The organism is Mesorhizobium sp. C268A (assembly GCF_040324475.1).
In the GTDB taxonomy this organism is placed as follows: domain Bacteria; phylum Pseudomonadota; class Alphaproteobacteria; order Rhizobiales; family Rhizobiaceae; genus Mesorhizobium.
In genome coordinates this window covers 5,290,194-5,314,031 of sequence record NZ_JAMYVX010000001.1, presented here as the reverse complement: position 1 = coordinate 5,314,031, position 23,838 = coordinate 5,290,194, and the positions used below count along the sequence as shown (strand labels likewise).

Genomic DNA, 23,838 nt, shown 5'->3' with positions numbered 1-23,838 from the left:
CAATGTTCCGGCACGGCGCGGCGAGCGCGATGTGGCTGCTTCCGAACGAAGCCGGCCAAAGGAACTTTGTTGAAGCCAAGGGAACAAACCTTTTGCCGAAAAGTTCGGGTCGCCAAGATTACCTGTCTGAGGAGTGGTCGTGAAACGGATATTGGTTACAGGGGGATGCGGCTTCATCGGCCGGCATGTCGCCCAGGAACTCATCGAGCAGGATTATTCGGTTCGCATTTTGGATGTGCTGCTGGAGCAGGTGCACGCAGGCGAAACAGTCGCCCTTCCCGCCGGGGCCGAGCTGATCAAGGGCGACATTCGGGACCGGGAGGCGGTCGCCAAGGCGCTGGAAGGCGTTGACGCGGTCATTCATCTGGCCGCGGAAGTCGGCGTCGGACAGTCGATGTACGAGATCGCGCGTTATGTCGGCACCAACGATCTCGGCACCGCGACGCTGCTCGAGGCGCTGATCAAACATCCGGTCGAGCGCATTGTCGTCGCCTCATCGATGAGTGTCTATGGCGAGGGCCTCTATGCTACATCGGACGGCCGGCGCATCGACAATGCCCGGCGCAAGGCGGGCGACATCAAAAACGGGCAGTGGAATCCGCTGTCGCCGGAAGGCGAGCCCCTCTCTCCCCTGCCGACGGACGAGGAAAAGCCGGTCGACCTCGCCTCTATCTATGCGCTGACGAAATACGCCCAGGAACGCGCCGTGCTGATCTTCGGCGAAGCCTATGGCATCGATGCGGTCGCGCTGCGCCTGTTCAACGTCTTCGGCGCCGGCCAGGCGTTATCGAACCCCTATACCGGCGTGTTGGCCAATTTTGCTTCGCGTCTCGCCAACGGCCAACGGCCAATGATCTTCGAGGATGGCGAACAGAAGCGCGATTTCGTCCATGTGGATGACGTCGCCCGCGCCTTTCGTCTTGCGCTGCAGCAACGCCAGGCAAGGGGTCACGTCATCAACATCGGCAGCGGCCGAGCCTATGCTATCAGCGACGTCGCGCGGGTACTTGCCGAGGCCATGGGAACGCCGGACCGCTCGCCAGAGTTGCTCGGCAAGGCGCGCTCCGGGGATATCCGCAACTGCTTCGCCGATATTTCCAAGGCCCGTGAGCTGCTCGGTTTCGAGCCGAGGCAACAACTGGAGAATTCGCTCGCCGATTTCGTTTCCTGGGTGCGCAACTCGTCCGCCATCGACCGCGGCGCCGACATGAAACGCGAGCTTGAAGAACGTGGGCTGGTGTCATGAATACGCGCAATCGACGCGACGCGCCCGTCGCCATTGTCGGCGGCAGCGGCTTCATAGGATCGAACCTGGCCGACAGCCTGTTGTCGGATGGCGAGCCGGTGCTGGTGATCGACAATCTCAGCCGCCCCGGCGTCGAACAGAACCTTGAATGGCTGGCGCAGAAACACGGAAGCCGCCTCATGGTCGAAACGATTGACGTGCGCGACGCCAACGCGCTTGCGCCCGTTCTGAAGAGTTCCAAGGCGATCTTCCACCTGGCCGCGCAAACCGCCGTCACAACGAGCCTGGTCCAACCGGACGAGGATTTCGACATCAACCTTCGAGGAACGTTCAATGTCCTCGAGGCGGCGCGGCTGAGCAGTGAGTTTGTTCCGGTGGTCTTCGCCAGCACCAACAAGGTCTATGGCAGCCTGCCAGACGTCGCGGTTCGCGAGGACGGCGATCGTTACCTGCCTTGCGACGGCATCATCCAAGCGAATGGCATCGACGAGACCCACGGCTTGGATTTCTGCACGCCCTATGGCTGCTCCAAAGGCGCGGCGGACCAATATGTGCTCGACTATGCCAAATCCTACGGCATGCCGACGGCGGTGCTGCGGATGAGCTGCATTTACGGGCCGCGCCAGTTCGGAACCGAGGATCAAGGCTGGGTCGCGCACTTCCTGCTGAGTGCGCTGACGGGACGTCCAATCACCATTTACGGCGACGGCAGACAAGTGCGCGACATACTGCATGTCTCCGATGCGGTCGCCGCCTACAGGGCCACGCTCGATCGTATCGAGACGACCAAAGGACAGGCATTCAATCTTGGCGGCGGCCCCGATAATGCGATCAGCCTGCGCATGCTGTTGAGCGAGATCCGTAGCTTGACCGGCCGTGAGCTTTCGATCCGCCATGATGGCGAACGCACCGGCGATCAGCCCTTCTTCGTCGCCGACACCCGCAAGATCAAAGCGATGCTTGGCTGGAAAGCTCGTGTTTCATGGCGCGAAGGCATTCGCGATCTCGCAGACTGGCTGCAACAACACCGGCTCCAGCCTCGCCCCGAAGTCGTGAGGTACGTCGCATGAAAATTGCCCTGGTAAACCCGTTCTGGACCTATGACGACAGCATTTATTTCGGCTGCCGCCAACCACATCTCCCGCTGGAACTCGGCTATTCGAAATCCCTGCTCGAAACAGCCGGCCATGAGGTGTTGATGCTGGATGGGCAATTGCAGAAGCTCGACAACTCGGACCTCTCCGAGCGTGTGGCTGATTTCGCGCCTGCAATGACGGTCGTCAGTACCGCCCCGACTTATCTGTTCTGGCGCTGCGCACCACCCGAGTTGCGCGTGCCGGCCGATTTCCTCAACCGTCTCGCCGGGCGCGGTGGACGCACAGTCGCGGTCGGGCCGCATGGCTCGGCTACGCCCGCGCCAACCTTGCGCAAGCTTGGCGTCGACATTGTTGTGCGCGGCGAATGCGAGGAAATCGTCGCGGAACTTGCCCGGCGCGACGACTGGAGCGCTGTGCCCTCGACCGCTTACCTGCGCGAGGCCAAGGTGGTTTTGACCGGCGGCGTCCACGCCAGCTCGTTTGTCGATCATCCGCCACTCCAATGGCCATCAGACTGGATCGCAGCCCATTCGCACCACCATCACAGGTTCGATGACAAGCAGGTTGGGTTCGGCGCGGAGGTCGAAGCATCGCGCGGCTGCCCCTACAATTGCAGCTTCTGCGCCAAGATCGATTTCCGCGATGCCTATCGCCGCCGAAACCACGAGGCTGTCATAGCGGAAATCGATGGGCTGATTGCCCAGGGGGTCGGCTACATTTATTTCATCGATGAAATCTTCCTGCCGCAAAAAGCGCTGTTGGAAGCGTTGATCCATCGCGCCGTGAAGTTCGGTGTGCAGACCCGCATCGACCTTTGGAAGCCCGAGCTGCTGGAATTGCTTGGTGCGGCCGGCTGCGTCTCCATCGAGGCCGGCCTCGAAAGCCTGACCGTGGAAGGTCGTGCGATGCTGGCGAAGCGCTGCCGGCTGGGCACCGAGGAACTCGCCGCGCTGCTCGTCAACGCCAGGCGTCACGTTCCGTTCGTACAGGCCAATCTGATCGGCGTCGTCGAGGATGATCCTGCCCTCGTCGATTACTGGCGAACGCACCTGATCGACAACGGCGTGTGGGCCAATGAACCCGTACCGCTTTATCCATATCCGAGTTCGCCAAGCTATCGCGAGCTTTGGGGCGAACCCGACGACCTCGCCTGGGAGCGCGCCCATGATCACTATCTCGCATCATTCCAGAAGTTCAGCGACATCCAGGAAAGGCGCCCGCGTCCGCTGGCGGAACTGGAGGCGACATGTTGCGGACACTGACGCCGCGCTCGCGGCGCATCCTGATGACGGTCGACGCCGTGGGCGGCGTGTGGCGCTATGCGCTCGACCTGGCCAGGGAACTTGTCAACGGCGGCGATAGCGTGGTGCTTGCCGGCCTCGGTCCGCCACCGTCCAGGCAGCAGGCCGACGAGGCGGAGGCTTTCGCGAAGCTGATCTGGCTGAACACGCCGCCGGATTGGATGACCCGCAACGGCGGTGATCTCGACGCGCTGCCGCGGGAGTTGCATGCGCCCATGCGCGACCACGCCATCGACCTTGTCCATTTCAACGCGCCTTCGCAGGCAGCGGGATTCGACGCGCCATGCCCGGTCGTGGTGGTCTCCCATTCCTGCGTGACGACTTGGTTCCATGCGGTCAGAGGACAGGCGGCGGATGGGGCATGGGCCTGGCAGAAGGAGCGCAACAGACGCGGCATGGATCGGGCCGACGCGGTCATCGCGCCGAGCCGCAGCCACGCCGACATGCTAGAGACCTGCTACGGCCCGATCGCGCGCTTGAGTGTGGTCAGAAATGGTGCCCGTCCTCTGCCGAATGCCGAAAAGCACCAACCGCTCGTGTTCGCTGCTGCCCGCTGGTGGGACGAGGGCAAAAATGCCGCGGTGGTCGACCAGGCGGCGTCCCTGACGCGATGGCCTCTGTTTGCCGCCGGGTCGACGAACGGCCCAAACGGCGAGCATGTCAGCTTCAGCCATGCTGTTCCTCTGGGAGCAGTGCCATCCGACGAGGCGCGTTCGTTGATGGCTCGCGCGGGTATTTTCGTATCGCCATCGCTCTACGAGCCATTCGGCCTGGCCGCGCTGGAAGCCGCCATGTCGGCTACGCCCCTGGTGCTTTCCGATATCGCCACCTATCGCGAACTATGGGACGGGGCCGCGATATTCTTTGACGCGCGCGATCCGCACGATCTCGCTGCCTGCCTCAACCGTCTCTCCAGCGATGCCGAGCTCCGGCGAGAGCTTGGCCAGGCAGCCATCCGACGCAGCCGCAGGTTTAGGCTGACAAAGCAGACAGCGGCTATGCGCGGCGTCTACGACAAAGCGGCCTTAGCGATGGCGGAGCGCTGATCATGCGCTTTGTGTTTTACACCCACTCGGTCGTTTCCGACTGGAACCATGGCAATGCCCATTTCCTGCGCGGCGTCATGCGAGAGCTGGTCCAGCGCCGGCATCAGGCTATTGCGCTGGAGCCGGCGAATGGCTGGAGCCGGTCGAATCTACTGGCTGAGAAGGGGTCGTTCGCCATCGAACGCTTCCGCAAGGATTTTCCCGAACTGATGCCGGTGACCTACGATGCCGGATTTGATCACGAAGCCTGGATTGCCGAGGCCGACGTTGTGATCGTTCATGAGTGGACGGATCCGGAGCTTGTCGCACGTATTGGCCGTGCCCGGGCCGCCGGCGGCAACTTCATCCTTCTTTTTCACGACACCCACCACCGGGCCGTGTCTGCGACCGAGGCACTCTCGGCGCTCCGGCTGGAGCACTATGACGGCGTTCTCGCCTTTGGCGAAACCTTGCGCGAGAGCTATCTGCGCGCCGGCTGGGGCAAGCGCGTCTTCACTTGGCATGAAGCGGCGGACGATCGCCTGTTCAAGCCGCACCCGGAGATCCACCCCACCTCCGATCTGGTCTGGATCGGCAACTGGGGCGATGATGAGCGGACCGCCGAACTCAAGGAGTTTCTGATCGAGCCGGTGCACGATCTCGGCCTTGATGCCGCTGTTCACGGCGTACGCTACCCCAAGACCGCACTTGCGGATCTGGCCACCGCAGGACTGCGCTATGAGGGGTGGATCGCCAATGCCGACGTGCCGAAGGCCTTCGCCGCGCATCGTGTCACCGTTCACGTTCCACGGCGCCCCTATCGCCAGAGGTTGCCCGGAATCCCGACGATCCGCATGTTCGAGGCACTCGCCTGCGGCATTCCGCTGATTTCAGCGCCATGGTCCGATGTCGAGCAGCTTTTCAGGCCCGGTGTCGACTTCCTGTTTGCCGAGAATGGCTCGCAAATGCGGCAACAGCTTCGGACGGTGTTGTCCGACGAGGACTTTGCGGCCTCCCTGGTGACCTCGGGTCTCGAGACCATCCGCTCGCGGCACACCTGCCGCCACCGCGTCGACGAGTTGCTCGGCGTGCTCACGCAATGCGCGAACCGACACACCGCCGTCCCGACAGCCGCAAAGGAAGCCGTCGCATGAAGATCGCATTCTATGGATCGAGCCTTTTGTCGTCCTACTGGAACGGTGCCGCGACGTACTATCGCGGTTTGCTCAAGGCACTTTCGCAATTGGGTTACGAGATCACGTTCTACGAACCCGATGTCTACGACCGGCAGAAGAACCGCGACATCGAAGCTCCCGACTGGTGCACTGTCGTCGTTTATGAGGCGACCCAGCATGCGCTGATGCAGGTCGCGGCACGTGCCGCCGGCGCCGACATCGTCGTCAAGGCGAGTGGCGTCGGTTTCGAAGACGAGGCGCTGCTTCGCGCCGTTCTCGACCACGCCCGCAGCGACGCGCTTGTCGTATTCTGGGACGTGGATGCGCCAGCCACGCTTGCCCAGTTGCGCGACGAGCCGGACCACCCGCTCCATCGTGCACTGCAGGAGATCGACCTCGTGCTGACCTATGGTGGCGGCGATCCCGTTGTCTGGGCCTATCGTGCCATGGGCGCCAAGGAGTGCGTGCCCATCTACAATGCGCTCGATCCCGAAACGCACCATCCGGTCGCCAGCAAAGCGCGTTTTGCCTGCGACCTGGCGTTCCTCGGAAACCGGCTGCCGGACCGTGAAGCGCGTGTCGAATCGTTTTTCCTCGATCCCGCCAGCCAGCTGCCGAAACAGCGTTTCCTGCTCGGAGGCTCGGGTTGGGGCGACAAGCCGCTCCCCACCAATGTAGGCTGGCTCGGCCATGTCGGCACCCGCGATCACAACGCCTTCAATGTCACCCCAAAAGCCGTGTTGAACATCAGCCGCGACAGCATGGCCGCCAACGGTTTTTCACCGGCCACGCGAGTGTTCGAGGCGGCCGGCGCGGGCGCCTGTCTCATCACGGATGCATGGCTGGGCGTGGAACTGTTCCTGAAACCAGGCGAGGAGATCCTGGTCGCGCGTGACGGCGGCGATGTCGCCGAAATAATGCGCTCGCTGACCCCCGGGCGGGCCAAGGCAATCGGCCAAGCCGCACTTCACCGCGTGCTGGCGGACCATACCTACGCGCTTCGGGCGGATGTGGCGGATGCCGTCTTCAAACGTCATTTCGAGCACGGGGCCGTGGAGGCAGCGGAATGACCAAGAAACTGGACATCGTCTTTCTCGGCCTGTCGCTGTCCTCATCCTGGGGAAACGGCCACGCCACGACTTTCCGGGGTCTTTTGAAAGGCTTGCACGGACTCGGTCACCGGGTGACTTTTCTGGAGCGCAACGTGCCCTGGTACGCCAATCACCGCGATCTGCGCGATCCGGAGTTCTGCGCCTTGCGCTACTACGAAACCACTGCGGAGCTGCAACGCGACTACGCACAGTGCCTGGAGCAGGCCGACATCATCGTCATCGGATCCTTTGTTCCAGAAGGACGCCAGGTCATCGACATCGTCGCCTCGCTTTGCAAGGGGCAGCTCTGCTTTTACGACATCGACACCCCGGTGACCCTGGCCAAGCTTTCAGCCGACGATTGCGATTATCTGAGTTCGCGGCAAATTCCGTATTTCGATGTCTATTTCTCCTTCACTGGCGGACCAACGCTCAACCATCTGGCGCAAGACTTCGGCGCGCGTCATGCCGAACCTCTCTATTGTTCGGTCGATCCAGAACGGCATCACCCGACAGGAGATCCGATCCGCTGGGATCTCGGCTATCTCGGCACCTACAGCATGGACCGGCAGACAACGCTGAACGCTCTGCTGCTCGAGCCCGCACGGCATATGCCGAACCTCCGTTTCGTCGTGGCCGGCTCCCAATATCCATCCGACATCATCTGGCCGGACAATGTCGAACGCATCGAACATTTGCCGCCAGCCGATCACGCCGCGTTCTATAGCCGTCAGCGCTACACGCTGAATGTCACACGCAGTTCCATGATCACCGCAGGATGGTCGCCCAGCGTGCGCCTGTTCGAAGCGGCGGCTTGCGGCACGCCCATCGTCAGCGACCACTGGCCAGGGCTCGACAGCTTCTTTCCCGCATCGGCGATCCACACCGCCGCGGAGACGGACGAAGTCATCGATATCCTCGTTGGCGAGTCCGAGCGCGCACGCCTGGCCATGGCCGGCCGGGCTCGCAAACTCGTCCTCGCTTCCCACACCGGTGGGGCCAGGGCTCGCGAATTCGTGGCGGCGCTGACCCAACCAACGGCGACGGCCCTCGATCTCGACATTGGAAGTGCAGCATGAACGGCAGACAGGAGAAAACAGCGATGCGACAGACAAGAAAGGCGCACAGGGCAAAGACGGTGCTTGTTGCCGGCGGCGCGGGTTTCCTCGGTTCGCATCTTTGCGAAGTATTGCTCCGCAACGGCTGGCGCGTGATCTGCGTCGACAATTTTCTGACCGGGCGCATGGAAAACATCATCTCGATCATGGACCGGCCGGGTTTCCGGTTGATCGAGCAGGACATCTGCCGGCCATTGGATCTCGGCGAGCCCGTGGATCACATCTTCAACCTGGCCTGCGCCGCCTCACCGCCGCGTTATCAGGCCGACCCGATACACACCACGCGTACCTGCGTGATCGGAACCCTCAACCTGCTCGAACTCGCTGTCCGCAATGACGCGCGACTGCTGCAGGCCTCGACGAGCGAAGTGTATGGCGATCCGGAACAACACCCGCAAAGGGAGGATTATGTCGGCCATGTGAACTGCACCGGCCCACGCGCCTGCTACGACGAGGGCAAGCGCACCGCCGAAACGCTTTGCTTCGACTATCTAAGGGCCGGCAAGGCCGACGTCCGCGTCGCGCGCATCTTCAACACCTACGGTCCGAGAATGGATCCGGCCGACGGTCGCATCGTCTCGAATTTGATCATGCAGGCGCTCGAGAAGCGTCCGCTGACGATATTCGGCGACGGCCAGCAGACGCGATCCTTCTGCTATGTCTCCGACTTGATTGATGGATTGATGCGCCTGATGAACATCGACCCCAATCCGGGCAAGCCGGTCAATCTGGGCAATCCCGGAGAATTCACCATCGTGCGACTGGCGGCATTGGTGAAGGCGATGACCGGCACCAAGTCGGATCTGAAATTTCTGCCCCTGCCGCAAGACGATCCTCGGCGCAGGCAGCCTGATATTTCGCGTGCGAAAACGCTGCTCGGCTGGTCGCCGAGAGTGCCGCTCAACGAAGGGCTCAAGCTGACGATCGATTATTTCGCGGCGCTCGAAGGCACCGGCATCGGCGATCAGATGACAGGCCTTGCCAAAAGGAGACCCGCAGGCGGGCTGCAGAACCTTCCTGCATGACGCGGGCCGCGGACGGACCTGCCCGGAGATCGTTCGGAACATCCATCCAACCTTGTAGTTTGGCGGGAGGGACCCGATACGGAGGATCATCCTCATGCAACCCAAGCGACCCGCGAAGGATGTCGACAAGATTGCCGAACGCGAGGCGGCTGCCTATCTGCGGCGCTCCTCGATCACCTATCTCGAGTGCTGCGTCAGCCTGATGATGACGCATCTGCAGCGCGAGGAAGTGGCCGCTATTCTCGAGCAGGAAGCAGACATGCTACGAAGGCTGGATTGATCGAAACGCTACACCTGAGATTCGTCCAGGAATCGTATCAGCCCCGCCCTGTATCGGTCTCCGGTCGCGGCCAGCCTTGCTTTTTCCTGGCCATTTTCGGATTGCGCAGCCGTGCTCCAGAGCCCGATTTGGAACGCCAAATAGCAGGGTTCGAAAAAATCGATGTGGCCATTGTCAATATCGAGCCCCATCCCCTCGACCAATGTCGTCACATCGCTGTCGGACAGTCCATATTCGACACGGGCGCCGGCAATGTCCCACTCTATCGGCTGGCAGCCAATCAAATCGTGTGCCCGGCAATGGTCGACGGCATCTGTCTTGACCACCGAGCCGTCGGCACAAACGAGAAACTCCCACGCGTGAAGCTTTCCGTCGATTTCCACCGGCTGCAGAACATGCGCAGGGGTTTTTTTCGAGAGCCAGCCGCGCAACGTCGCCGCTCGGTTCTCGCCCAGAGCTTCAGATGTATTGAAAACAGCCATTTCCGTGAGTGCGAGCAATGATGCACCCGGTTCGCAGGTTCGGAGATTGAGCGCCCGCCAGGTTAGATAGCGCGCCAACTCCGCGACCAGCCTTCCTCTTGGCAGCGGCGCCTGGTCCATCGTGGTGCCGTCAATCCACCGTTCGACCAGAAAGCCGTGGCAAAGCCCGACCACTTGCGATCCGAACCCGGCTTTCCCCAACATTTCCGCGGCTCGTCTCTTACGCCGTCCGGTTTCGCCGAGGCCGGCGAATTTGACGAGCCAGCGACCACACCCCGCGGACGCCAGGAATTTACGCCGCTCGATGCCGCGCGGGCTCGGCGGCCAATGCTTTTCGTCGACGTAGTGGACGCTCCTCCATTCGCCACCAGACAGTTCGGTCAGGCGTAATTCGGGGCTGCCGACCGCCTCGGCCACCCATTCGCTAAGCGTGGGAATGTTCGAGCTTTCGGGGAAGGTGCATTCGAGCGCCGTCGCCACATGTTTCGGACAGCGCGACCATGTCTCCCTGGCCTCCCGTGACGCTTCGATGCCCGGGTCGCCAGGATGGCTGGGAAACAGGTGAATGCGGTCCATACCAATACCCAGTTCCCGCAGCCACGCGACGACGGCGTGCATCGAACTGCCGGACAGACCGGGACCTTCGTCTACAACGGCGAAGCGTGCCGATGGATTGTTCTTCCAGGAAGCGATCGAGCGCGGATCGGCATTGATGTGCCTGCGGAAAGGATGGCCGACCGGACGAACGCTGAACGGCGCCGGCGCGCCAATCGCGGCAGCCACTATGGCGGCAAGCCCCAGGCCGATGCTGCGGATGCCGATCACGCATGTGTTCGCATCGAGACCTGACTCCTGCGCCGCTCCCAAATAGCTTTCGGGATAAAGCGCGTAATGCGCGTAACCCTCGGCAGAACCGGTCAGAACCTCAGCCTCGCAATCCAACCCGTCCAGCAGTTGGAGAAGTCCCGGCTCGATGCCACCGCCCACGGCGAAACCGCTTCGCCACGACTTCGCCACCTCTGCCGCAAGACCAACCAGCAATCTGGCGCCTTGCTGTTGCCGCGGCGAAAAGATGTCGATGCCCCTGTTCTCGAAATCGACATCGGCAAGCGCGCGAACCAGTTCCGATACGCTGATGAATAGGCCGACCAACGCGGCATGGCGTCGGACGCCATGAGCCATGCGGTCCAGACTTTGAGCAATTTCGCTCGCAGCATCGCGAAGCCGTTCTGCGCTCTGCCTCCGCTTCTGGTCGCCGTAAACAATCATCGATCGGTTTTCCAATGCTTCGCCTTGCGGCAACGCAGCGAGCGCTGCTTCGATCCATGCTGTCTTGCGCAATTTTTCGGCAGGCCAAGGAACATTCCGGCACGCTGGTGGTTCGGCTGCAGGAACTTACCTTTGAACAGCATAGGGCGGCAGTTTCGTGGGATCGAAAAAGGTTCGTGTCGGTATCGTCGGGGTCGGCAATTGCGCATCCTCCCTGGTGCAGGGCCTCTCCTATTATCGTCACGCAAAAAGCAACGAACCAATCCCAGGGCTGATGCATGCCGACCTCGGCGGTTACCATGTCGACGACATCGAGATTGTCTGCGCATTCGACGTCGCCAGGAGCAAGGTTGGCCTCGACGTCGCTGAAGCAATCTACGCCGCCCCGAACAACACGTTCCGCTTTGCCGATGCGGCGGCAAACGGCGTTCGCGTCGAGCGCGGACCGACACTTGACGGCATCGGAAAATACTTGCGCGACGAAATCGAGGAGGCGCCGGAGCCGGTTGCCGACGTCAGCGAAATCCTGCGCAACAGCGGCGCCGACGTGCTGGTCTCTTACCTGCCGGTGGGCTCCGAGGAGGCGACGCGCTTCTACGCCGAATGCGCGCTTGAGGCCGGCTGCGCCTTCGTCAACTGCATACCCGTTTTCATCGCCTCACGTCCGGAATGGCGCCGGCGCTTCGAGCAGCGAGGGCTGCCGCTGGTCGGCGATGATATCAAGAGCCAGGTCGGGGCGACCATCGTTCACCGCCTGCTGGCCAATCTCTTCCGCGAGCGCGGCGTGCGCATCGATCGCACTTATCAGCTGAATTTCGGCGGCAACACCGACTTCCTCAACATGCTGGAACGCGAGCGGCTGGAATCAAAGAAAATTTCCAAGACCCAGTCCGTGGCCAGCCAGTTCGATGTTCCCCTGGAGCCGGGCAATATTCATGTAGGACCCAGCGACCACGTACCGTGGCTGACTGATCGCAAATGGGCCTATATCCGAGTGGAAGGGACGACCTTCGGCGGCGTGCCGCTCAACGCCGAGCTCAAGCTGGAAGTCTGGGATTCTCCAAATTCAGCCGGCGTGGTGATCGATGCGATACGCTGCGCCAAGCTTGCGCTCGATCGCGGCATAGCGGGAGCACTGACCGGTCCCTGCAGCTATTTCATGAAGTCGCCTCCCGAACAGTTCACCGACGCCGAAGCGCGGCAGCGCACGCTCGCCTTCATCGCCGGCAAGGACGAGCCTTTGCTGGATGCCGCGGAATGACGACAACGTTCTTTTTGATCCGTCATGCAGCGCACGACAATGTCGGCTCCTATCTTGCAGGACGGATGGATGGCGTTTGCCTTGGCGAGGCTGGGAAGGCGCAGGCCGCGCATCTTGGTGGCCGCATGGCCCGGGAGCCGATTGAAGCCATCTTGTGCAGCCCGCGTGAGCGTACGCAAGAGACGGCCGTGCCGATCGCGCTTGCCTGCGGCGTCGGTGAAATCGCGATCTGCGCCGAACTCGACGAGATCGATTTCGGCGATTGGTCGGGAAAGACCTTCGACGAGTTGAATGGCGATGCCGGTTGGCGGGCGTGGAACGACCAGCGGCAGGAGGCCAGGACACCGAGCGGCGAGACCATGCTGGATGTGCAGGAGCGGATCGTCGCACTGATGAACGCAGTGCGCGAGCGGCATCCGAACCAGTGTGTCGCCCTGGTCAGCCACGCCGACGTCATCAAGGCCGCCGTCTGCAAGGTGCTTGGCTTGCCGGTCGGCGACTGCTTCCGCTTCGACATCGATCCAGCCTCGATCACGACGATCGTGTCGGGTGACTGGGGCTCCAAGCTCCTGCGAATGAACGAAGCTGCCTGACGAGGACTTTCCGGATGCAGATGGTCATTTTCGGTCTCACCGTTACATCATCATGGGGCAACGGCCATGCCACGCTCTGGCGCGGTCTGATCCGCGCCCTGGGTCGGCTGGGATGGTCCATCACCTTCTTCGAACGCGATACCCCCTACTATGCCGGGACGCGTGATCTCGATCGGCTCGATGGCGGCAACGTCGTCATTTATCCGGACTGGGAGGACATCCGTCGCGTTGCGGAGCGGGCAATGAAGCAAGCGGATGTCGTCGTCGTCACCTCCTACTGTGCCGACGCCGTGGAGGCCTCGCGGCTGGCGCAGCAGACAGGTCGCGGATTGCGTGTCTTCTACGATCTCGACACTCCGGTCACGCTTGCCCGCATCGAGCAAGGCGAGCGTCCGCCCTATTTCGGACCTGAGGGTCTCGCCGATTTCGACCTCGTTTTGAGTTACACCGGCGGCTCTGCGATCGAGGCGCTTAAGTCGGTTTTGGGCGCGCGTCACGTGGTGCCGCTCTATGGGCATGTCGATCCCGACCAACACCGGCCGGCAGAGAAGCGGGCCGAATTCGCCGGTGATCTGTCCTATCTCGGAACTTACGCGGCGGATCGCCAGGCCGGCGTCGAAAAGCTGCTGGTCCGCCCGGCCGCGCGCCTGCCTGACCACCGTTTCATCATTGGCGGCGCGCAATATCCGCAGGAATTCCCATGGAGCGACAACATCTTCTTTGTCAGGCATCTTCCGCCAGCCGACCATCCGGCTTTCTTCTCATCATCTCGCCTGACACTGAACGTCACCCGGGAGGCGATGGCGCAAAAGGGCTGGTGCCCGTCGGGACGGCTCTTCGAAGCGGCCGCGTGTGGGGCTGCCATCGTCACCGATGCATGGCCGGGCCTGACCGAATTTTTCGAACCCGGCCGCGAAATCTTGTTGGCGCATGACACCGATGATGTGGTCGCCGCATTGCGATTGCCGGAGCGCGAGCTCGACGGCATTCGAAGGCGTGCCCGCGACCGGGTCTTGGGCGAACACACTTCGGCACGGCGCGCGGCGGAACTGGATCGCATCCTGAACGAGGCCTTTCAAAGATCTCCCGGCGAACCGATGAGGGAAGCGGTCTGATGTTGGGCATCGTACCCGCTGCCGGGCGCGGCAGCCGCATTCAGCCGCTCGGCTTCTCGAAAGAGCTGCTGCCGGTCGGTAGCCGGATCGATGGACAGACCGAGCGTCCATGCGCCGTGAGCGAGTATCTGGTACGGCGCATGGTGCAGGCCGGCGTCGACAAGATTTGCTTCATCATCGGATCGGGCAAATCCGACATCCTTGAATACTACGCCGCCGGCTACGGTGACGCGGCGGCTCTCTTCGTGGTGCAGCCGAACCCCGTCGGTCTGTGCGATGCGATCTTCCGGGCGGCGCCCCTCGTCGCGCCCGACGAGGTCGTCCTGGTCGGCCTTCCCGATACGATCTGGTTTCCCGAGGACGGTTTCCGCCATTTGCCCGACGATCAGCTCTCATTTCTGCTTTTCCCGGTGGATCAGCCGGAATTCTTCGACGCCGTCGTCACCGACGTCCACGAGCGCGTGATCGAAATCCAGGTCAAACGACAGGATGCCGCCACGAACTGGGTCTGGGGTGCGTTCAAGATGCCGGGCCATATCCTGCATCAGCTTGCGGCACTCTGGCGTGAGCGCGAGCGCAGTGACGAATATATCGGCACTTTGGTCAACGCCTATATTGCGGCCGGCGGTACAGCTTTTGGTGTCAGGGCTGGGTCGGACTATGTCGATGTCGGCACTTTCAACGGCTATCGAACAGCTCTGCGGTTGCTTGAAAACGACGCCTCATCCGCGCAGCGCCGGCCCACCATGATCATGCCCGGCGCGCAGTCGCATGTACCCGTCGTTCCTGGCGAAGGAGCCTGAGCCATGCTGCATTCCCATGCCGAAATCCGCCGCCGCATCGATGCGCTCGGCCCATGGTTCCACAACATGGAACTTGCCGGCGTCCAAACCGCTCCCAACCATTTTCTGGGCAACTACCCGCTGATCAAATGGCGCAAATTTGCCAATGCCATTCCCGCTGATCTGAGGGGCAAGGCCGTACTCGATATCGGCTGCAATGCAGGATTTTACTCCATCGAGATGAAACGGCGAGGTGCTGACCGTGTCCTCGGCATCGATTTCGATGACGCCTACCTGGCGCAGGCTCGCTTTGCCGCCGAGGTTGCCGATTGCGAGATCGAATTCCAGAAGCTTTCGGTCTACGACGTCGGCTCGCTGCGCGAGACGTTCGATGTCGTGCTGTTCATGGGGGTGCTTTACCATTTGCGCCACCCCTTGCTCGCGCTCGACCTGATCCGCGAACATGTCGCCCGTGACCTGATGATCTTCCAGTCCATGCAGCGCGGCAGCGCGGATCTGCCCGAGTTGGAAGAAAACTATCATTTCTGGACGCATGACCTGTTCGACCAGCCGCAGTTTCCCAAGCTGCATTTTATCGAGCACCGCTATGCCGACGATCCCACCAACTGGTGGATTCCAAACCGCGCCTGCACCGAAGCGATGCTGCGCAGCGCCGGTTTCGAGATCGTTCTGCACCCCGAGCAGGAGGTCTATTTCTGCCGCGCAGCCGGGGACCCGGCCGGCGGCGGCGCCATCTACCCCTCGAAAGGACAGCTCCATGATTGAAGCCGCCATGATCTGGAACGAGCCCAACAACAAATCGCATTGGGACCCAGAGCTCGATCCCGATTGGAGCCGCTTTGCCAGGATGGCGATCTTGTCGGCTGACGCAATCGCGTCGGAGAACCCGTCTTTGACGAAAGTACTCGGTGGCATCTCGCCGATAGATCCGGGCTTTATCACCCGCATGAAGGAATTCGGCGTGCTGGACCATGTCGATGCCGTCGCCGTGCACGGCTTTCCGCTCGACTGGAACCTGTGGCAGATCCACGAATGGCCACAGAAGATCGGCGAGATCGCGACCGTCACCAACCTTCCCATCTGGGTCAGCGAAGTCGGCGTATCGACCTTCGGCGCGGAAGAAATCCAGGTCTGGGGGCTCAAGCGCACCGCCGAGTTGCTGATCGGCAACGCACCACGCATCCAGTGGTACAGCCTCTACGATCTTCCGCGCGAATGGGAAGCAACGACGCGGCATCGCGAGGCAGAGGGCTCTTCTTACTATCGACATTTCCACATGGGGCTGCTGCGCCAGGACGGTACGCCAAAACCTGCGCTGGAGGAGTTCCTGCGCTACACGCCCGCAATGGGGCTGGTGCAGTGGTTTCATTTCGAGGACGCCCGGCTGGACGATGCCGTCGCCTGGATGAAGCGGCTGGGCGTCACCAATATGCGCACGGGGCTTTCCTGGGCAGACAGCTTCCGGCCGAACGCGCTGGACTGGTTTGACCGGCAGATGGAGGCACTCGCCGATTTCGACGTGACGGTCACCTTTTGCTTTACACCGCAGCATCGCGGAATGATGCCCCACCACACCAGCCCACCTCTGGTGCCGGAGGAGTTCGCGGAATTCTGCGCAACCATGATCCGCCGCTATGCGCCCGGCATGACGTCCGCTTCGCTCCCGACGCGGCGGGCCTCGGCAGCGTGAAAGTGTCATGCTGCCAATGCATCAGACGCCCGACACATTGGACGAATTAGCGGCATCATCGACAGGTGGTGCGGCATACGGGACCGAGGCGCAACCAGCCGCGGCGCTCACTGTCCTCAATGTCGCCTACCCTCTCGCACCCGTCGGACCCGATGCTGTCGGCGGTGCCGAACAGGTTCTGTCGATGCTCGATCGGGAGCTGGTTCGCGCCGGCCACCGCTCTATCGTCATTGGCTGCCGCGGCTCCAGCGCGAGCGGTACCCTTGTGGAAATACCGGCTGAAAACGGCGTGCTCGACGAGGCGGCGAAGAGCCGCGCGCAGCAGGCTCATCGCAAAGCGATCGCCGCTGCCCGCGCCCGATGGCCGATCGATGTGGCTCATCTGCACGGTATCGATTTTCATGCCTATTTGCCCGACGATGGTCCGACCCTGGTGAGCCTCCACCTGCCCTTGGACTGGTATCCGGCCGAGGCTCTGCGACCGACGCGCGACGACCTGTGGCTCCATGCGGTCTCGCCCACCCAGCAGCAAACGGCGCCACCAGGGGCCAGACTGGTGGCGCCGATTCCCAACGGCGTTGACATCGAAGCACTGAGCCTGGTGCAGCCGAAGCGAGACTTTGCCCTGGTTCTCAGCCGAGTCTGCCCGGAAAAGGGCATTCACCTGGCCCTGGACGCGGCCAAACAGGCGGGCGTGCCCCTGGTCATCGGCGGCAAGGTCTACCCCTACGAAACACATACGCGCTACTTTCGCGACGAGGTCCAATCCCGTCTTGATGCTCGCCGCCGCTTCCTGGGCCCGCTCGGTTTTAACGCCAAGAGGCGCTTTCTCAACGCAGCCCGCTGTCTGGTCATTCCAAGCCTCGCCGCCGAGACAAGCTCGCTTGTCGCCATGGAGGCCCTCGCCTGCGGTACCCCGGTGGTCGCATTCCCGAATGGTGCGCTTGCGGATGTCATCGAGCACGGCAGGACGGGCTTTCTCGTCAACACAGTCGACGAGATGGCCCAAGCCATTCTTGCGGCGCCCAGCCTGGACGCCGAGGCGTGCCGGGTGGAGGCGCGACGGCGGTTTTCGCTGGAACGGATGATCTCGTCGTATATGGCTGCCTATCAGGCGCTGGCACAACTTGGCACAGATTGCCGGCGCTTCGCTGCGGCACCGTGAGAAAAGCAGTGTTGCGCAGCGAAATCATCGATGACCCCGTAAAATTCGATGCCTTGACGCCGCACTGGTGGAAACTGTGGGAGCAGAGTTCCTCTGCGACGCCGTTCCAATCCCCCGCCTGGCTGGTGCCATGGTGGCGCGCATTCGCACCCGGTGAACTGGCGACAGTTGCGGTCTGGCGTGGCGGCGATCTGGTCGGGCTGGCGCCACTCTATCTCGAGCATGGAACGGCCGGTTCGAAGCTGCTTCCGGTCGGTATTTCGCTCAGTGATTATCTGGACATCCTGGCTGTCCGGGATATCGAGGCGGCGGTTGTCGCCACCATTGCCGAAACGATCTGCTCGGTCGGGTGGTCACAATGGATCTTGTCTGATCTGCCGCAAAACAGTGCCGGTCTTACGATCGCGCATCCCGGTTTAACGGTCGAGAGGCCGGTAATTCATGCAGCCTGTCCCGTGCTTGCTGTTGCCGGCGACGACACGTTGGCCGGCTGCGTTCCCGCTCGGCGCAGGCGCCAGTTGCGCCGGGCGCGCCAAGCGGCGTCCAGACGCGGTCGGCTCGCGTTGGCGTCAGCGCGGGGCGATCAGAACTTCCTGAACCAATTGATCCGCCTGCACCAGGCACGCTGGGTTGGACATGGAGGTGGTGTATTGGCCGACCCCGCCGTGCGGCACTTCCATGGGCTTTCACTTCCCTTGCTCGATGCTCACGGCCTGGTCCGATGCTGGTTGCTCGCGATCGATGGCACGACTGTCGCCGCCTATTACGGATTTCACCACCGCGGCCGCGCCTATGCCTATCTCGGCGGCCTCGATCCTGCATATGCCGAGGAGAGCCCAGGGGCGATCCTGATCGGCCACGCGATCGCGGAGTCGATCCGCGAGGATGCGCGCGAGTTCGACTTCCTGCGCGGCCAGGAGGCCTACAAATATGGCTGGGGCGCCGTCGACAGGTGGACGATGCGGAGGATCTGGACGCGGAGTTGATGTCATGAGTGTGCACGCGCAGCGCCGGACATCGGTCAGACGGGCGGTCGAAGATTGCATGGCCGATGGTGCCTGCGCCGAAGCTGTTCTCGTCAGGCTGGCGCTTCACCTGCCGCCCACAATTGAAGCGGCGGAATTGGCGGAGTTCGTGCTGAAAGTCCGTCCGGCGGATACCGGCGATGCTGAAAGACTGCGAAAGGTCGCTGGACTGCTGCGCCACAGACCGGGCGTCCTTGCCACTTTGCGAGCGACAGGCGGCGCCGTTCGGCATGAACGCGGTAACGGCGAGACGGATATTGCCGTCGTCACGCGGCTGGCCTCGAGTTTTGATGCCGCGGCAGCAATTTCGACAGCCGCAAGTGTCCAGTTAGGATCCCTTGGCGATGACGAGCGGCTGACAGCCATGACCGACGAAATCGTTGAATGGCTCGAGGCGCGAGAATTCACCGGAATTGAACGAGACATTCTCGACATCGGTTGCGGCATCGGACGTTTCGAGCGCGCGCTGTCCAATTCCTTCAAGCGGATGGTCGGCATCGACATATCATCGCGGATGATCTCTATCGCCTCCGAGCAATGCGCAGCGCTCGGCAATGTCGAACTGCGCCAAACCTCCGGTCTCGATCTGGCCGACTTCGACGACGACAGTTTCGATTGCGTGTTGGCGGTCGACAGCTTTCCCTACCTGGTCCTGGCCGGCATGGCTGAGCGGCTTTTCGATGAAATTGCGCGCGTTCTCAAACGGCCGGGCCGGCTCGCATTGCTCAACTATTCTTATCGCGGATCGCTTTCTTTGGACCGGGCCGACATCGGCCGTCTTGCGCAAGCTCACCAATTGCGGGTCGTCATCGACGGCGAGAAGCCGTTTGGGTCATGGGATGGCGACGCCTTCCTGCTTGCTGGGTGAGACGGAACATTACAGCGCGATGCCGGTTCGGGCGTCGGCACCGATCGGTGTCCTGGATTCGAAGGAGGAGATCATGGCATCCGGCGGCAAAAAGCATTTCGGCCAAGGCAGCCAAGGCAAAGGTGCCGGCGCCGGCGCAATGACCACCTTGGACAAGGACAAGATCGAAGAAAACGCGGTTTTGTCCAACCGCGACAGGAAGCAACATAGCCGAGAGCGCGGGCTGGACGGCAATCGAATCAAGTCCGATCAATTTCAGGATCACGCCGCAAACCGGTTGCTGAAGGACTGACGCCACCGCGCCGCGTCTTGCCGCGGCACGGAGGAAAACTGTGCAAGGGCCGCCGGTGAGCCTCTCGGCGGTCGACAACGCCTTGTAGTGCCGAGCGCTCATCATCAGACTTGGATCTAGGGATGCTATCAAGAGAACGTGATGTCTCATTCGAGCGACGATACCACGGATCTGCTTGTCGAGATGGCAGTGGATCAGGAGATTGCTTCCCTGCTGGCCGCCATAGAGCAGGAAAAGATACCAGACCGCCTATCCAAGCTGGCGATCCAATTGCAAAACGCTCTCGTCGAGAAGCGTCGGCGAGACGTGAAGAGCTGATTATCTGCGGCTGTCGACCTCTATATCGAGCTGACCATCCGACAGCTGATTTCGCCTTTCTATCAATGTCTGCAACGAGCTCTCCCCGAGTAGCTCAAGGATGTTGGCGCGGGCACGGTTCAGCCGGCTCTTGACCGTCCCTACCGCGCAGCCGCAGATTTCGGCGGTTTCCTCGTAGCCCACTCCTAAAACGCCGATCAGCATCAGCACCTCGCGCTGATGTTCGGGCAGCTTTTGGATGGCGCCGTGAACTTCCTTGCTCTGAACGGTCCATTCCTGGGTAGCTTCCGAAATCGGTCTCGAAGACGCGCAGTCGAGAAGGCCTGGCGCTTCCCGTGCAGCGATCTTGATCCGGGTGTAGTAGGTGTTGCGCATGATGGTGAAGAGCCACGACTTCATGCGTGTACCAGGTTCGAACTTGTCGATGTTGGCGAGCCCTTTGGTCAACGTTTCCTGCACCAGATCGTCGGCATCGTCTGGAACGCGGCAGAAGGTGCGCGCGAAAGCCCGCAGGGCAGGTATCAGATCGACGATGGAAACGTCATTGGTTTGTTGGTCGGCCAAGAGATAGCCTCCGGATGACAATGGTCCAGCTCCCAGAAAAAAGAGTGAATGAACGAAGCCAGAGCTAAATGCATGGAAGTTTGGTTCGTTCCCGCCGTTGGAAACAACTCTTCGAAAATTCCACCGGGCGCGAACACGCCGACTACGGTCTTCCCCCAACCACGCCCACTTCAAAGGAACGAAACACCATGCCGAGCTTCATTCCCGGGAAGTCTCGCCGGTGCGTTTGGCTGTGCAGGGCATGGACCGAGTCGTGCGGCTGGTAACGCGCAAACCACTGCTGACAAACCTATTGGCGAACCACGTGGCGAACTCGGCTACCATCGATACATAGCGATAATGGTTGGCCGGAGACATGTTAGAGTCATTAATTTTGTTAACTTATTGGCGCGGGTGAAATCCAGCAATCGGTCGTAGTTGCCGGGCGGTCGGCCAACGAACATGCTCGTCCAGCACTTGCTCTATTCTGCCCTCCGATCGGGCTAAGCCGATGAAATACCGGGTTGATTCACCCCTCACGACGTCGCCGAACGGCATGCTGTCGCGTACAATCTGCAGCTGCTCTCCGAAGCTGGCTGTTGCGGTGCTGTGCAACTCGCTTTGGCGAAGATCACGGATGACGATCAGCGCTTGAGTGAGCGCCCGAACCGGTCCTCGATCCGCGACTGAAGGAACTCGAGCCCCATCGAGAGCAGCCAATAGATCATCGAGGCGGTGATGAGCATCTCGATGTGGCGGAACTCGGTCTGGCCCTGCGTGCGTGCGAGATACATGATCTCCCAGACCCCGACCACCGAGACCAGCGAAGAATCCTTCAGCATCGCAATGAACTGGTTGCCGGTCGGCGGCACGATGACGCGCATCGCCTGCGGCAGGATGACCAGGAACATCGTCTGGTTAGCGCTAAGGCCGAGTGCCGTAGCACCCTCGGTCTGGCCGCGCGAGATGCTTTCGATGCCGGCCCGGAAGATCTCGGTCATGTACGCGCCGTAGCAGAGCGACAGCGCCATGATGCCAGCCGGCACGGCGCCGATCACGTAGCCAATCTGCGGCAGGCCGAGATAGATGATGTAGATCTGCATCAGCAACGGCAAGCCACGAAACAGAGAGGTATAGAAGGTCGCCAAGCCATAGACCACGCCGTTGCGGGAAAGTTTGGCGATGGCGCCAACGAAGGCGATGAGGGTGGCGATGGCGATCGAAATGGCCGAAATGTAGAGGGTCGTCACCACACCCTTCGAGACGAGGAAGCCGATCTTCTTGGCGATGAACGCGAAGGACAGGTCGAAGGAATAGAAAAACAACATTAGCAACACGAACAGCTCTATCCAAACTGCCACAATCTGCTGTTTGCGGCTGAGATACCGCAGCGCGTTCCAGTTCGCCACCAAGATCAATGCGATCAGCACCGCCGAGACCGCCCGCCCGACGTCCGGGTTGGCGGCGAGCCACTCGACCGACCCCGGAACGAGCTTGCCGAGCCAACTGGCTTTGATGCCGAGCCCATACAGGCCGGCGGCGATGGCGGCGAGCACGAAGAACACGCCAACGCGGCGCGCCGCGTCCGGGTGGTTGAGCAATAGTCGGCCGATCACGTCTTCGATCTCCCTGCGGTCAGCGGGCCCGCTCGCGCCACCAATCCTGCGCCTGCAGCTTCCAGTAGGTGAGTTGCGCAACCGCAAGTCCAGCCGGGCCGCCCGCCCAGGCAAGGCCGAAGGGTGTGAACAGCCGGTAGCGGTCCGATTGTCCCAGTATGGCTTCGGCGATCAACTTGCCGGCGATCGCCGTGGTGTTGATGCCATGGCCACCAAAAGCCGTGAGGTACCAGACGCCCGGCTGCAACGGGCCTATTTGGGGCATCATGTGCCGGGCATAAGACATGAGCCCGGACCAGGCGAGTTCGGTCTTGAGGTGTTCGAGCTGCGGATAAGTGGTGACCATCTCACGGCGCAATTGCCTCCCCAACACGCCCGATGAGGCTGCCCGGGTGGTGATGCGCCCTCCCCAGAGCAGCCGCCTGCCGTCTTCGACAACACGGTAATAATCGCCTGCGCGACGGTTATCGCCGACGGCGTCGGTCGTCGTAATCGCCTTGGCGATGAGGTCAGGCGCCTCCTCGCTCACCATAACGTAGGTGGCGATCGGCAGGAATGCCCGCTGCAGCCGACTGACCAGTGGCCCCGTATATCCGCCGGTGGCAACTACGGCCTGGCGGGCGCGCACTTCGCCGCTGTCGGTACGCAAGATCTTTTCGGCGCCGTCAAGGTTGGCTTCAACGGCAGCCGTTCTCTCGTATATCCTGCCGCCCAGCCGCTCGATCTCGCCAGCAACGGCGCGCAGATAGTTAAGCGGATGCATGTGGAAGGCGCTGGGATCGCGCAGGCCTTGGTGGTAGCGATCCGAATGCAGCACCGCTCGCACCTGGTCGCGATCGAGATAGTCGAGCCGATAGTCGAAATCCCGCGCCAGTTGCTCGGCATATGCCTTGAGCGCGGCGCCACCATCGTGGCGAAGCACGCTCAATATACCGGAGCGCGGCTCTGCCGCCTTGATGTCGAGATCGCGGATCGTCTGCCGCACGAAGTCGACGCCTTCGATGGACAGGCGGTGCAGTTTTTGTGCCGCGTCGACGCCGGCCATCGCGGCGATGTTGTCGGTGCCGGTGGCGAAACCGGGATTGACGAAGCCGCCATTGCGACCGGAAGCGCCGAATCCTATCCGCTGCGCCTCAAGCACGACGACCTGCTGGCCGGCGCGAGCCAGTTGCAACGCCGTCGTCAGGCCGGCCAGTCCGCCGCCGACAACGACTGTCTCGCACTCGGAAACGCCGCTCAGCGGCGGCCTGATGGTGTTGTCGGCAAGCGTGCGTCGGTAATAGGTGTCAGGACATGTCATGATCAATACAATAAGGTGGCGGCACTAGAGCATTTTGCAGGCAGGCGGAGCCGCCCGGTGTCGTGGAAATGCGGCTGAAACAAAACAGATGGAGCGGGATGTTCAATTGAATGCACCCCGCTCAAGCTTTATCCACGATG

At 61.8% G+C, this 23,838-nt stretch carries 24 protein-coding genes; 20 read left to right on the top strand and 4 right to left on the bottom strand.

What is annotated here, in order from left to right:
- Window positions 1-139 precede the first annotated feature (139 nt).
- The 9 genes from NKL06_RS25915 to NKL06_RS25875 all read left to right on the top strand — a co-directional run bounded on the left by NKL06_RS25915 (window position 140) and on the right by NKL06_RS25875 (window position 9,358).
- Window positions 140-1,246 carry an NAD-dependent epimerase/dehydratase family protein gene (locus NKL06_RS25915; protein WP_023691443.1) on the top strand — a complete coding sequence of 369 codons (1,107 nt, stop codon included), beginning with the start codon at window positions 140-142 and terminating at the stop codon, window positions 1,244-1,246.
- Window positions 1,243-2,316, top strand: a complete 1,074-nt coding sequence (locus NKL06_RS25910; protein ID WP_023691444.1) for a GDP-mannose 4,6-dehydratase — start codon at window positions 1,243-1,245, stop codon at window positions 2,314-2,316. The genes NKL06_RS25915 and NKL06_RS25910 overlap by 4 nt, the downstream gene beginning before the upstream one ends.
- Window positions 2,313-3,605 (top strand): TIGR04295 family B12-binding domain-containing radical SAM protein, encoded by a 1,293-nt coding sequence (locus NKL06_RS25905; RefSeq protein ID WP_023691445.1) that lies wholly within the window; start codon window positions 2,313-2,315, stop codon window positions 3,603-3,605. The genes NKL06_RS25910 and NKL06_RS25905 overlap by 4 nt, the downstream gene beginning before the upstream one ends.
- On the top strand, window positions 3,590-4,690 hold the full coding sequence (locus NKL06_RS25900; protein WP_023667987.1) for a glycosyltransferase family 4 protein: 1,101 nt from the start codon (window positions 3,590-3,592) through the stop codon (window positions 4,688-4,690). Before NKL06_RS25905 ends, NKL06_RS25900 begins: the two co-directional genes overlap by 16 nt.
- A 2-nt stretch (window positions 4,691-4,692) precedes the next feature.
- Window positions 4,693-5,823 (top strand): CgeB family protein, encoded by a 1,131-nt coding sequence (locus NKL06_RS25895; RefSeq protein ID WP_023691446.1) that lies wholly within the window; start codon window positions 4,693-4,695, stop codon window positions 5,821-5,823.
- Complete coding sequence (locus tag NKL06_RS25890) at window positions 5,820-6,914, top strand: CgeB family protein (protein ID WP_023667985.1); 1,095 nt, start codon at window positions 5,820-5,822, stop codon at window positions 6,912-6,914. Before NKL06_RS25895 ends, NKL06_RS25890 begins: the two co-directional genes overlap by 4 nt.
- Entirely contained in the window at window positions 6,911-8,014 is a 1,104-nt protein-coding gene (locus NKL06_RS25885) for a CgeB family protein (RefSeq protein WP_023681097.1), read from the top strand. The genes NKL06_RS25890 and NKL06_RS25885 overlap by 4 nt, the downstream gene beginning before the upstream one ends.
- A gap of 23 nt (window positions 8,015-8,037) precedes the next feature.
- A complete protein-coding gene (locus NKL06_RS25880) occupies window positions 8,038-9,078 on the top strand; it encodes a UDP-glucuronic acid decarboxylase family protein (protein ID WP_023681096.1) in 1,041 nt (346 codons plus the stop codon).
- Between the two features lie 94 nt (window positions 9,079-9,172).
- Window positions 9,173-9,358: a hypothetical protein gene (locus tag NKL06_RS25875; RefSeq protein WP_023667982.1), complete on the top strand. Its 186-nt coding sequence runs from the start codon at window positions 9,173-9,175 to the stop codon at window positions 9,356-9,358.
- 8 nt (window positions 9,359-9,366) lie between these two features.
- On the opposite strand, the gene NKL06_RS25870 is transcribed toward NKL06_RS25875, so the two are convergent.
- Complete coding sequence (locus NKL06_RS25870; RefSeq protein WP_245262557.1) at window positions 9,367-11,181, bottom strand: hypothetical protein; 1,815 nt, start codon at window positions 11,179-11,181, stop codon at window positions 9,367-9,369.
- Window positions 11,182-11,266: 85 nt separating this feature from the next.
- Here NKL06_RS25870 and NKL06_RS25865 point away from each other — a divergent pair, with 85 nt between their 5' ends.
- The 11 genes from NKL06_RS25865 (at window position 11,267) to NKL06_RS25815 (ending at window position 20,239) form a co-directional block, all read left to right on the top strand.
- Window positions 11,267-12,370, top strand: a complete 1,104-nt coding sequence (locus NKL06_RS25865; protein ID WP_023681094.1) for an inositol-3-phosphate synthase — start codon at window positions 11,267-11,269, stop codon at window positions 12,368-12,370.
- Entirely contained in the window at window positions 12,367-12,963 is a 597-nt protein-coding gene (locus tag NKL06_RS25860; RefSeq protein WP_023667978.1) for a histidine phosphatase family protein, read from the top strand. Before NKL06_RS25865 ends, NKL06_RS25860 begins: the two co-directional genes overlap by 4 nt.
- Window positions 12,964-12,977: 14 nt before the next feature.
- Entirely contained in the window at window positions 12,978-14,078 is a 1,101-nt protein-coding gene (locus NKL06_RS25855; protein ID WP_023667977.1) for a CgeB family protein, read from the top strand.
- Window positions 14,078-14,881: a sugar phosphate nucleotidyltransferase gene (locus NKL06_RS25850; protein WP_023667976.1), complete on the top strand. Its 804-nt coding sequence runs from the start codon at window positions 14,078-14,080 to the stop codon at window positions 14,879-14,881. Before NKL06_RS25855 ends, NKL06_RS25850 begins: the two co-directional genes overlap by 1 nt.
- A gap of 3 nt (window positions 14,882-14,884) precedes the next feature.
- Window positions 14,885-15,646, top strand: coding sequence for a TIGR04290 family methyltransferase (locus NKL06_RS25845; protein WP_023667975.1), 762 nt, complete (start codon window positions 14,885-14,887; stop codon window positions 15,644-15,646).
- Entirely contained in the window at window positions 15,639-16,571 is a 933-nt protein-coding gene (locus tag NKL06_RS25840; RefSeq protein ID WP_023691448.1) for a glycoside hydrolase 5 family protein, read from the top strand. Before NKL06_RS25845 ends, NKL06_RS25840 begins: the two co-directional genes overlap by 8 nt.
- Window positions 16,572-16,578: 7 nt before the next feature.
- Window positions 16,579-17,736 (top strand): glycosyltransferase, encoded by a 1,158-nt coding sequence (locus tag NKL06_RS25835; RefSeq protein WP_023667973.1) that lies wholly within the window; start codon window positions 16,579-16,581, stop codon window positions 17,734-17,736.
- Window positions 17,737-17,789: 53 nt separating this feature from the next.
- Window positions 17,790-18,722 carry a GNAT family N-acetyltransferase gene (locus NKL06_RS25830; protein WP_023691449.1) on the top strand — a complete coding sequence of 311 codons (933 nt, stop codon included), beginning with the start codon at window positions 17,790-17,792 and terminating at the stop codon, window positions 18,720-18,722.
- Window positions 18,723-18,726: 4 nt separating this feature from the next.
- Window positions 18,727-19,629, top strand: a complete 903-nt coding sequence (locus NKL06_RS25825; protein ID WP_023691450.1) for a class I SAM-dependent methyltransferase — start codon at window positions 18,727-18,729, stop codon at window positions 19,627-19,629.
- 73 nt (window positions 19,630-19,702) lie between these two features.
- Window positions 19,703-19,921: a hypothetical protein gene (locus NKL06_RS25820; protein WP_023691451.1), complete on the top strand. Its 219-nt coding sequence runs from the start codon at window positions 19,703-19,705 to the stop codon at window positions 19,919-19,921.
- A 141-nt stretch (window positions 19,922-20,062) separates the two neighbouring features.
- Window positions 20,063-20,239 carry a hypothetical protein gene (locus NKL06_RS25815; RefSeq protein WP_023667969.1) on the top strand — a complete coding sequence of 59 codons (177 nt, stop codon included), beginning with the start codon at window positions 20,063-20,065 and terminating at the stop codon, window positions 20,237-20,239.
- Here the strand turns inward: NKL06_RS25815 and NKL06_RS25810 are convergent, their stop codons facing one another.
- From NKL06_RS25810 to NKL06_RS25800, 3 genes are all read right to left on the bottom strand, one after another.
- A complete protein-coding gene (locus NKL06_RS25810) occupies window positions 20,240-20,803 on the bottom strand; it encodes a sigma-70 family RNA polymerase sigma factor (protein WP_023667968.1) in 564 nt (187 codons plus the stop codon).
- Between the two features lie 623 nt (window positions 20,804-21,426).
- Entirely contained in the window at window positions 21,427-22,398 is a 972-nt protein-coding gene (locus NKL06_RS25805; RefSeq protein ID WP_023687785.1) for an amino acid ABC transporter permease, read from the bottom strand.
- Between the two features lie 19 nt (window positions 22,399-22,417).
- A complete protein-coding gene (locus NKL06_RS25800) occupies window positions 22,418-23,698 on the bottom strand; it encodes an NAD(P)/FAD-dependent oxidoreductase (RefSeq protein ID WP_023691452.1) in 1,281 nt (426 codons plus the stop codon).
- Window positions 23,699-23,838 lie beyond the last annotated feature (140 nt).

What these genes read in the sequence shown, in the direction of transcription:
- NKL06_RS25910 (WP_023691444.1), top strand. Translation starts at nt 1,243, where the DNA reads ATGAATACGCGCAATCGACGCGACGCGCCCGTCGCCATTGTCGGCGGC.
- NKL06_RS25905 (WP_023691445.1), top strand. Translation starts at nt 2,313, where the DNA reads ATGAAAATTGCCCTGGTAAACCCGTTCTGGACCTATGACGACAGCATT.
- NKL06_RS25900 (WP_023667987.1), top strand. Translation starts at nt 3,590, where the DNA reads ATGTTGCGGACACTGACGCCGCGCTCGCGGCGCATCCTGATGACGGTC.
- NKL06_RS25895 (WP_023691446.1), top strand. Translation starts at nt 4,693, where the DNA reads ATGCGCTTTGTGTTTTACACCCACTCGGTCGTTTCCGACTGGAACCAT.
- NKL06_RS25890 (WP_023667985.1), top strand. Translation starts at nt 5,820, where the DNA reads ATGAAGATCGCATTCTATGGATCGAGCCTTTTGTCGTCCTACTGGAAC.
- NKL06_RS25885 (WP_023681097.1), top strand. Translation starts at nt 6,911, where the DNA reads ATGACCAAGAAACTGGACATCGTCTTTCTCGGCCTGTCGCTGTCCTCA.
- NKL06_RS25880 (WP_023681096.1), top strand. Translation starts at nt 8,038, where the DNA reads ATGCGACAGACAAGAAAGGCGCACAGGGCAAAGACGGTGCTTGTTGCC.
- NKL06_RS25875 (WP_023667982.1), top strand. Translation starts at nt 9,173, where the DNA reads ATGCAACCCAAGCGACCCGCGAAGGATGTCGACAAGATTGCCGAACGC.
- NKL06_RS25860 (WP_023667978.1), top strand. Translation starts at nt 12,367, where the DNA reads ATGACGACAACGTTCTTTTTGATCCGTCATGCAGCGCACGACAATGTC.
- NKL06_RS25855 (WP_023667977.1), top strand. Translation starts at nt 12,978, where the DNA reads ATGCAGATGGTCATTTTCGGTCTCACCGTTACATCATCATGGGGCAAC.
- NKL06_RS25850 (WP_023667976.1), top strand. Translation starts at nt 14,078, where the DNA reads ATGTTGGGCATCGTACCCGCTGCCGGGCGCGGCAGCCGCATTCAGCCG.
- NKL06_RS25845 (WP_023667975.1), top strand. Translation starts at nt 14,885, where the DNA reads ATGCTGCATTCCCATGCCGAAATCCGCCGCCGCATCGATGCGCTCGGC.
- NKL06_RS25840 (WP_023691448.1), top strand. Translation starts at nt 15,639, where the DNA reads ATGATTGAAGCCGCCATGATCTGGAACGAGCCCAACAACAAATCGCAT.
- NKL06_RS25835 (WP_023667973.1), top strand. Translation starts at nt 16,579, where the DNA reads ATGCTGCCAATGCATCAGACGCCCGACACATTGGACGAATTAGCGGCA.
- NKL06_RS25825 (WP_023691450.1), top strand. Translation starts at nt 18,727, where the DNA reads ATGAGTGTGCACGCGCAGCGCCGGACATCGGTCAGACGGGCGGTCGAA.
- NKL06_RS25820 (WP_023691451.1), top strand. Translation starts at nt 19,703, where the DNA reads ATGGCATCCGGCGGCAAAAAGCATTTCGGCCAAGGCAGCCAAGGCAAA.
- NKL06_RS25815 (WP_023667969.1), top strand. Translation starts at nt 20,063, where the DNA reads ATGTCTCATTCGAGCGACGATACCACGGATCTGCTTGTCGAGATGGCA.
- NKL06_RS25800 (WP_023691452.1), bottom strand. Translation starts at nt 23,698, where the DNA reads ATGACATGTCCTGACACCTATTACCGACGCACGCTTGCCGACAACACC.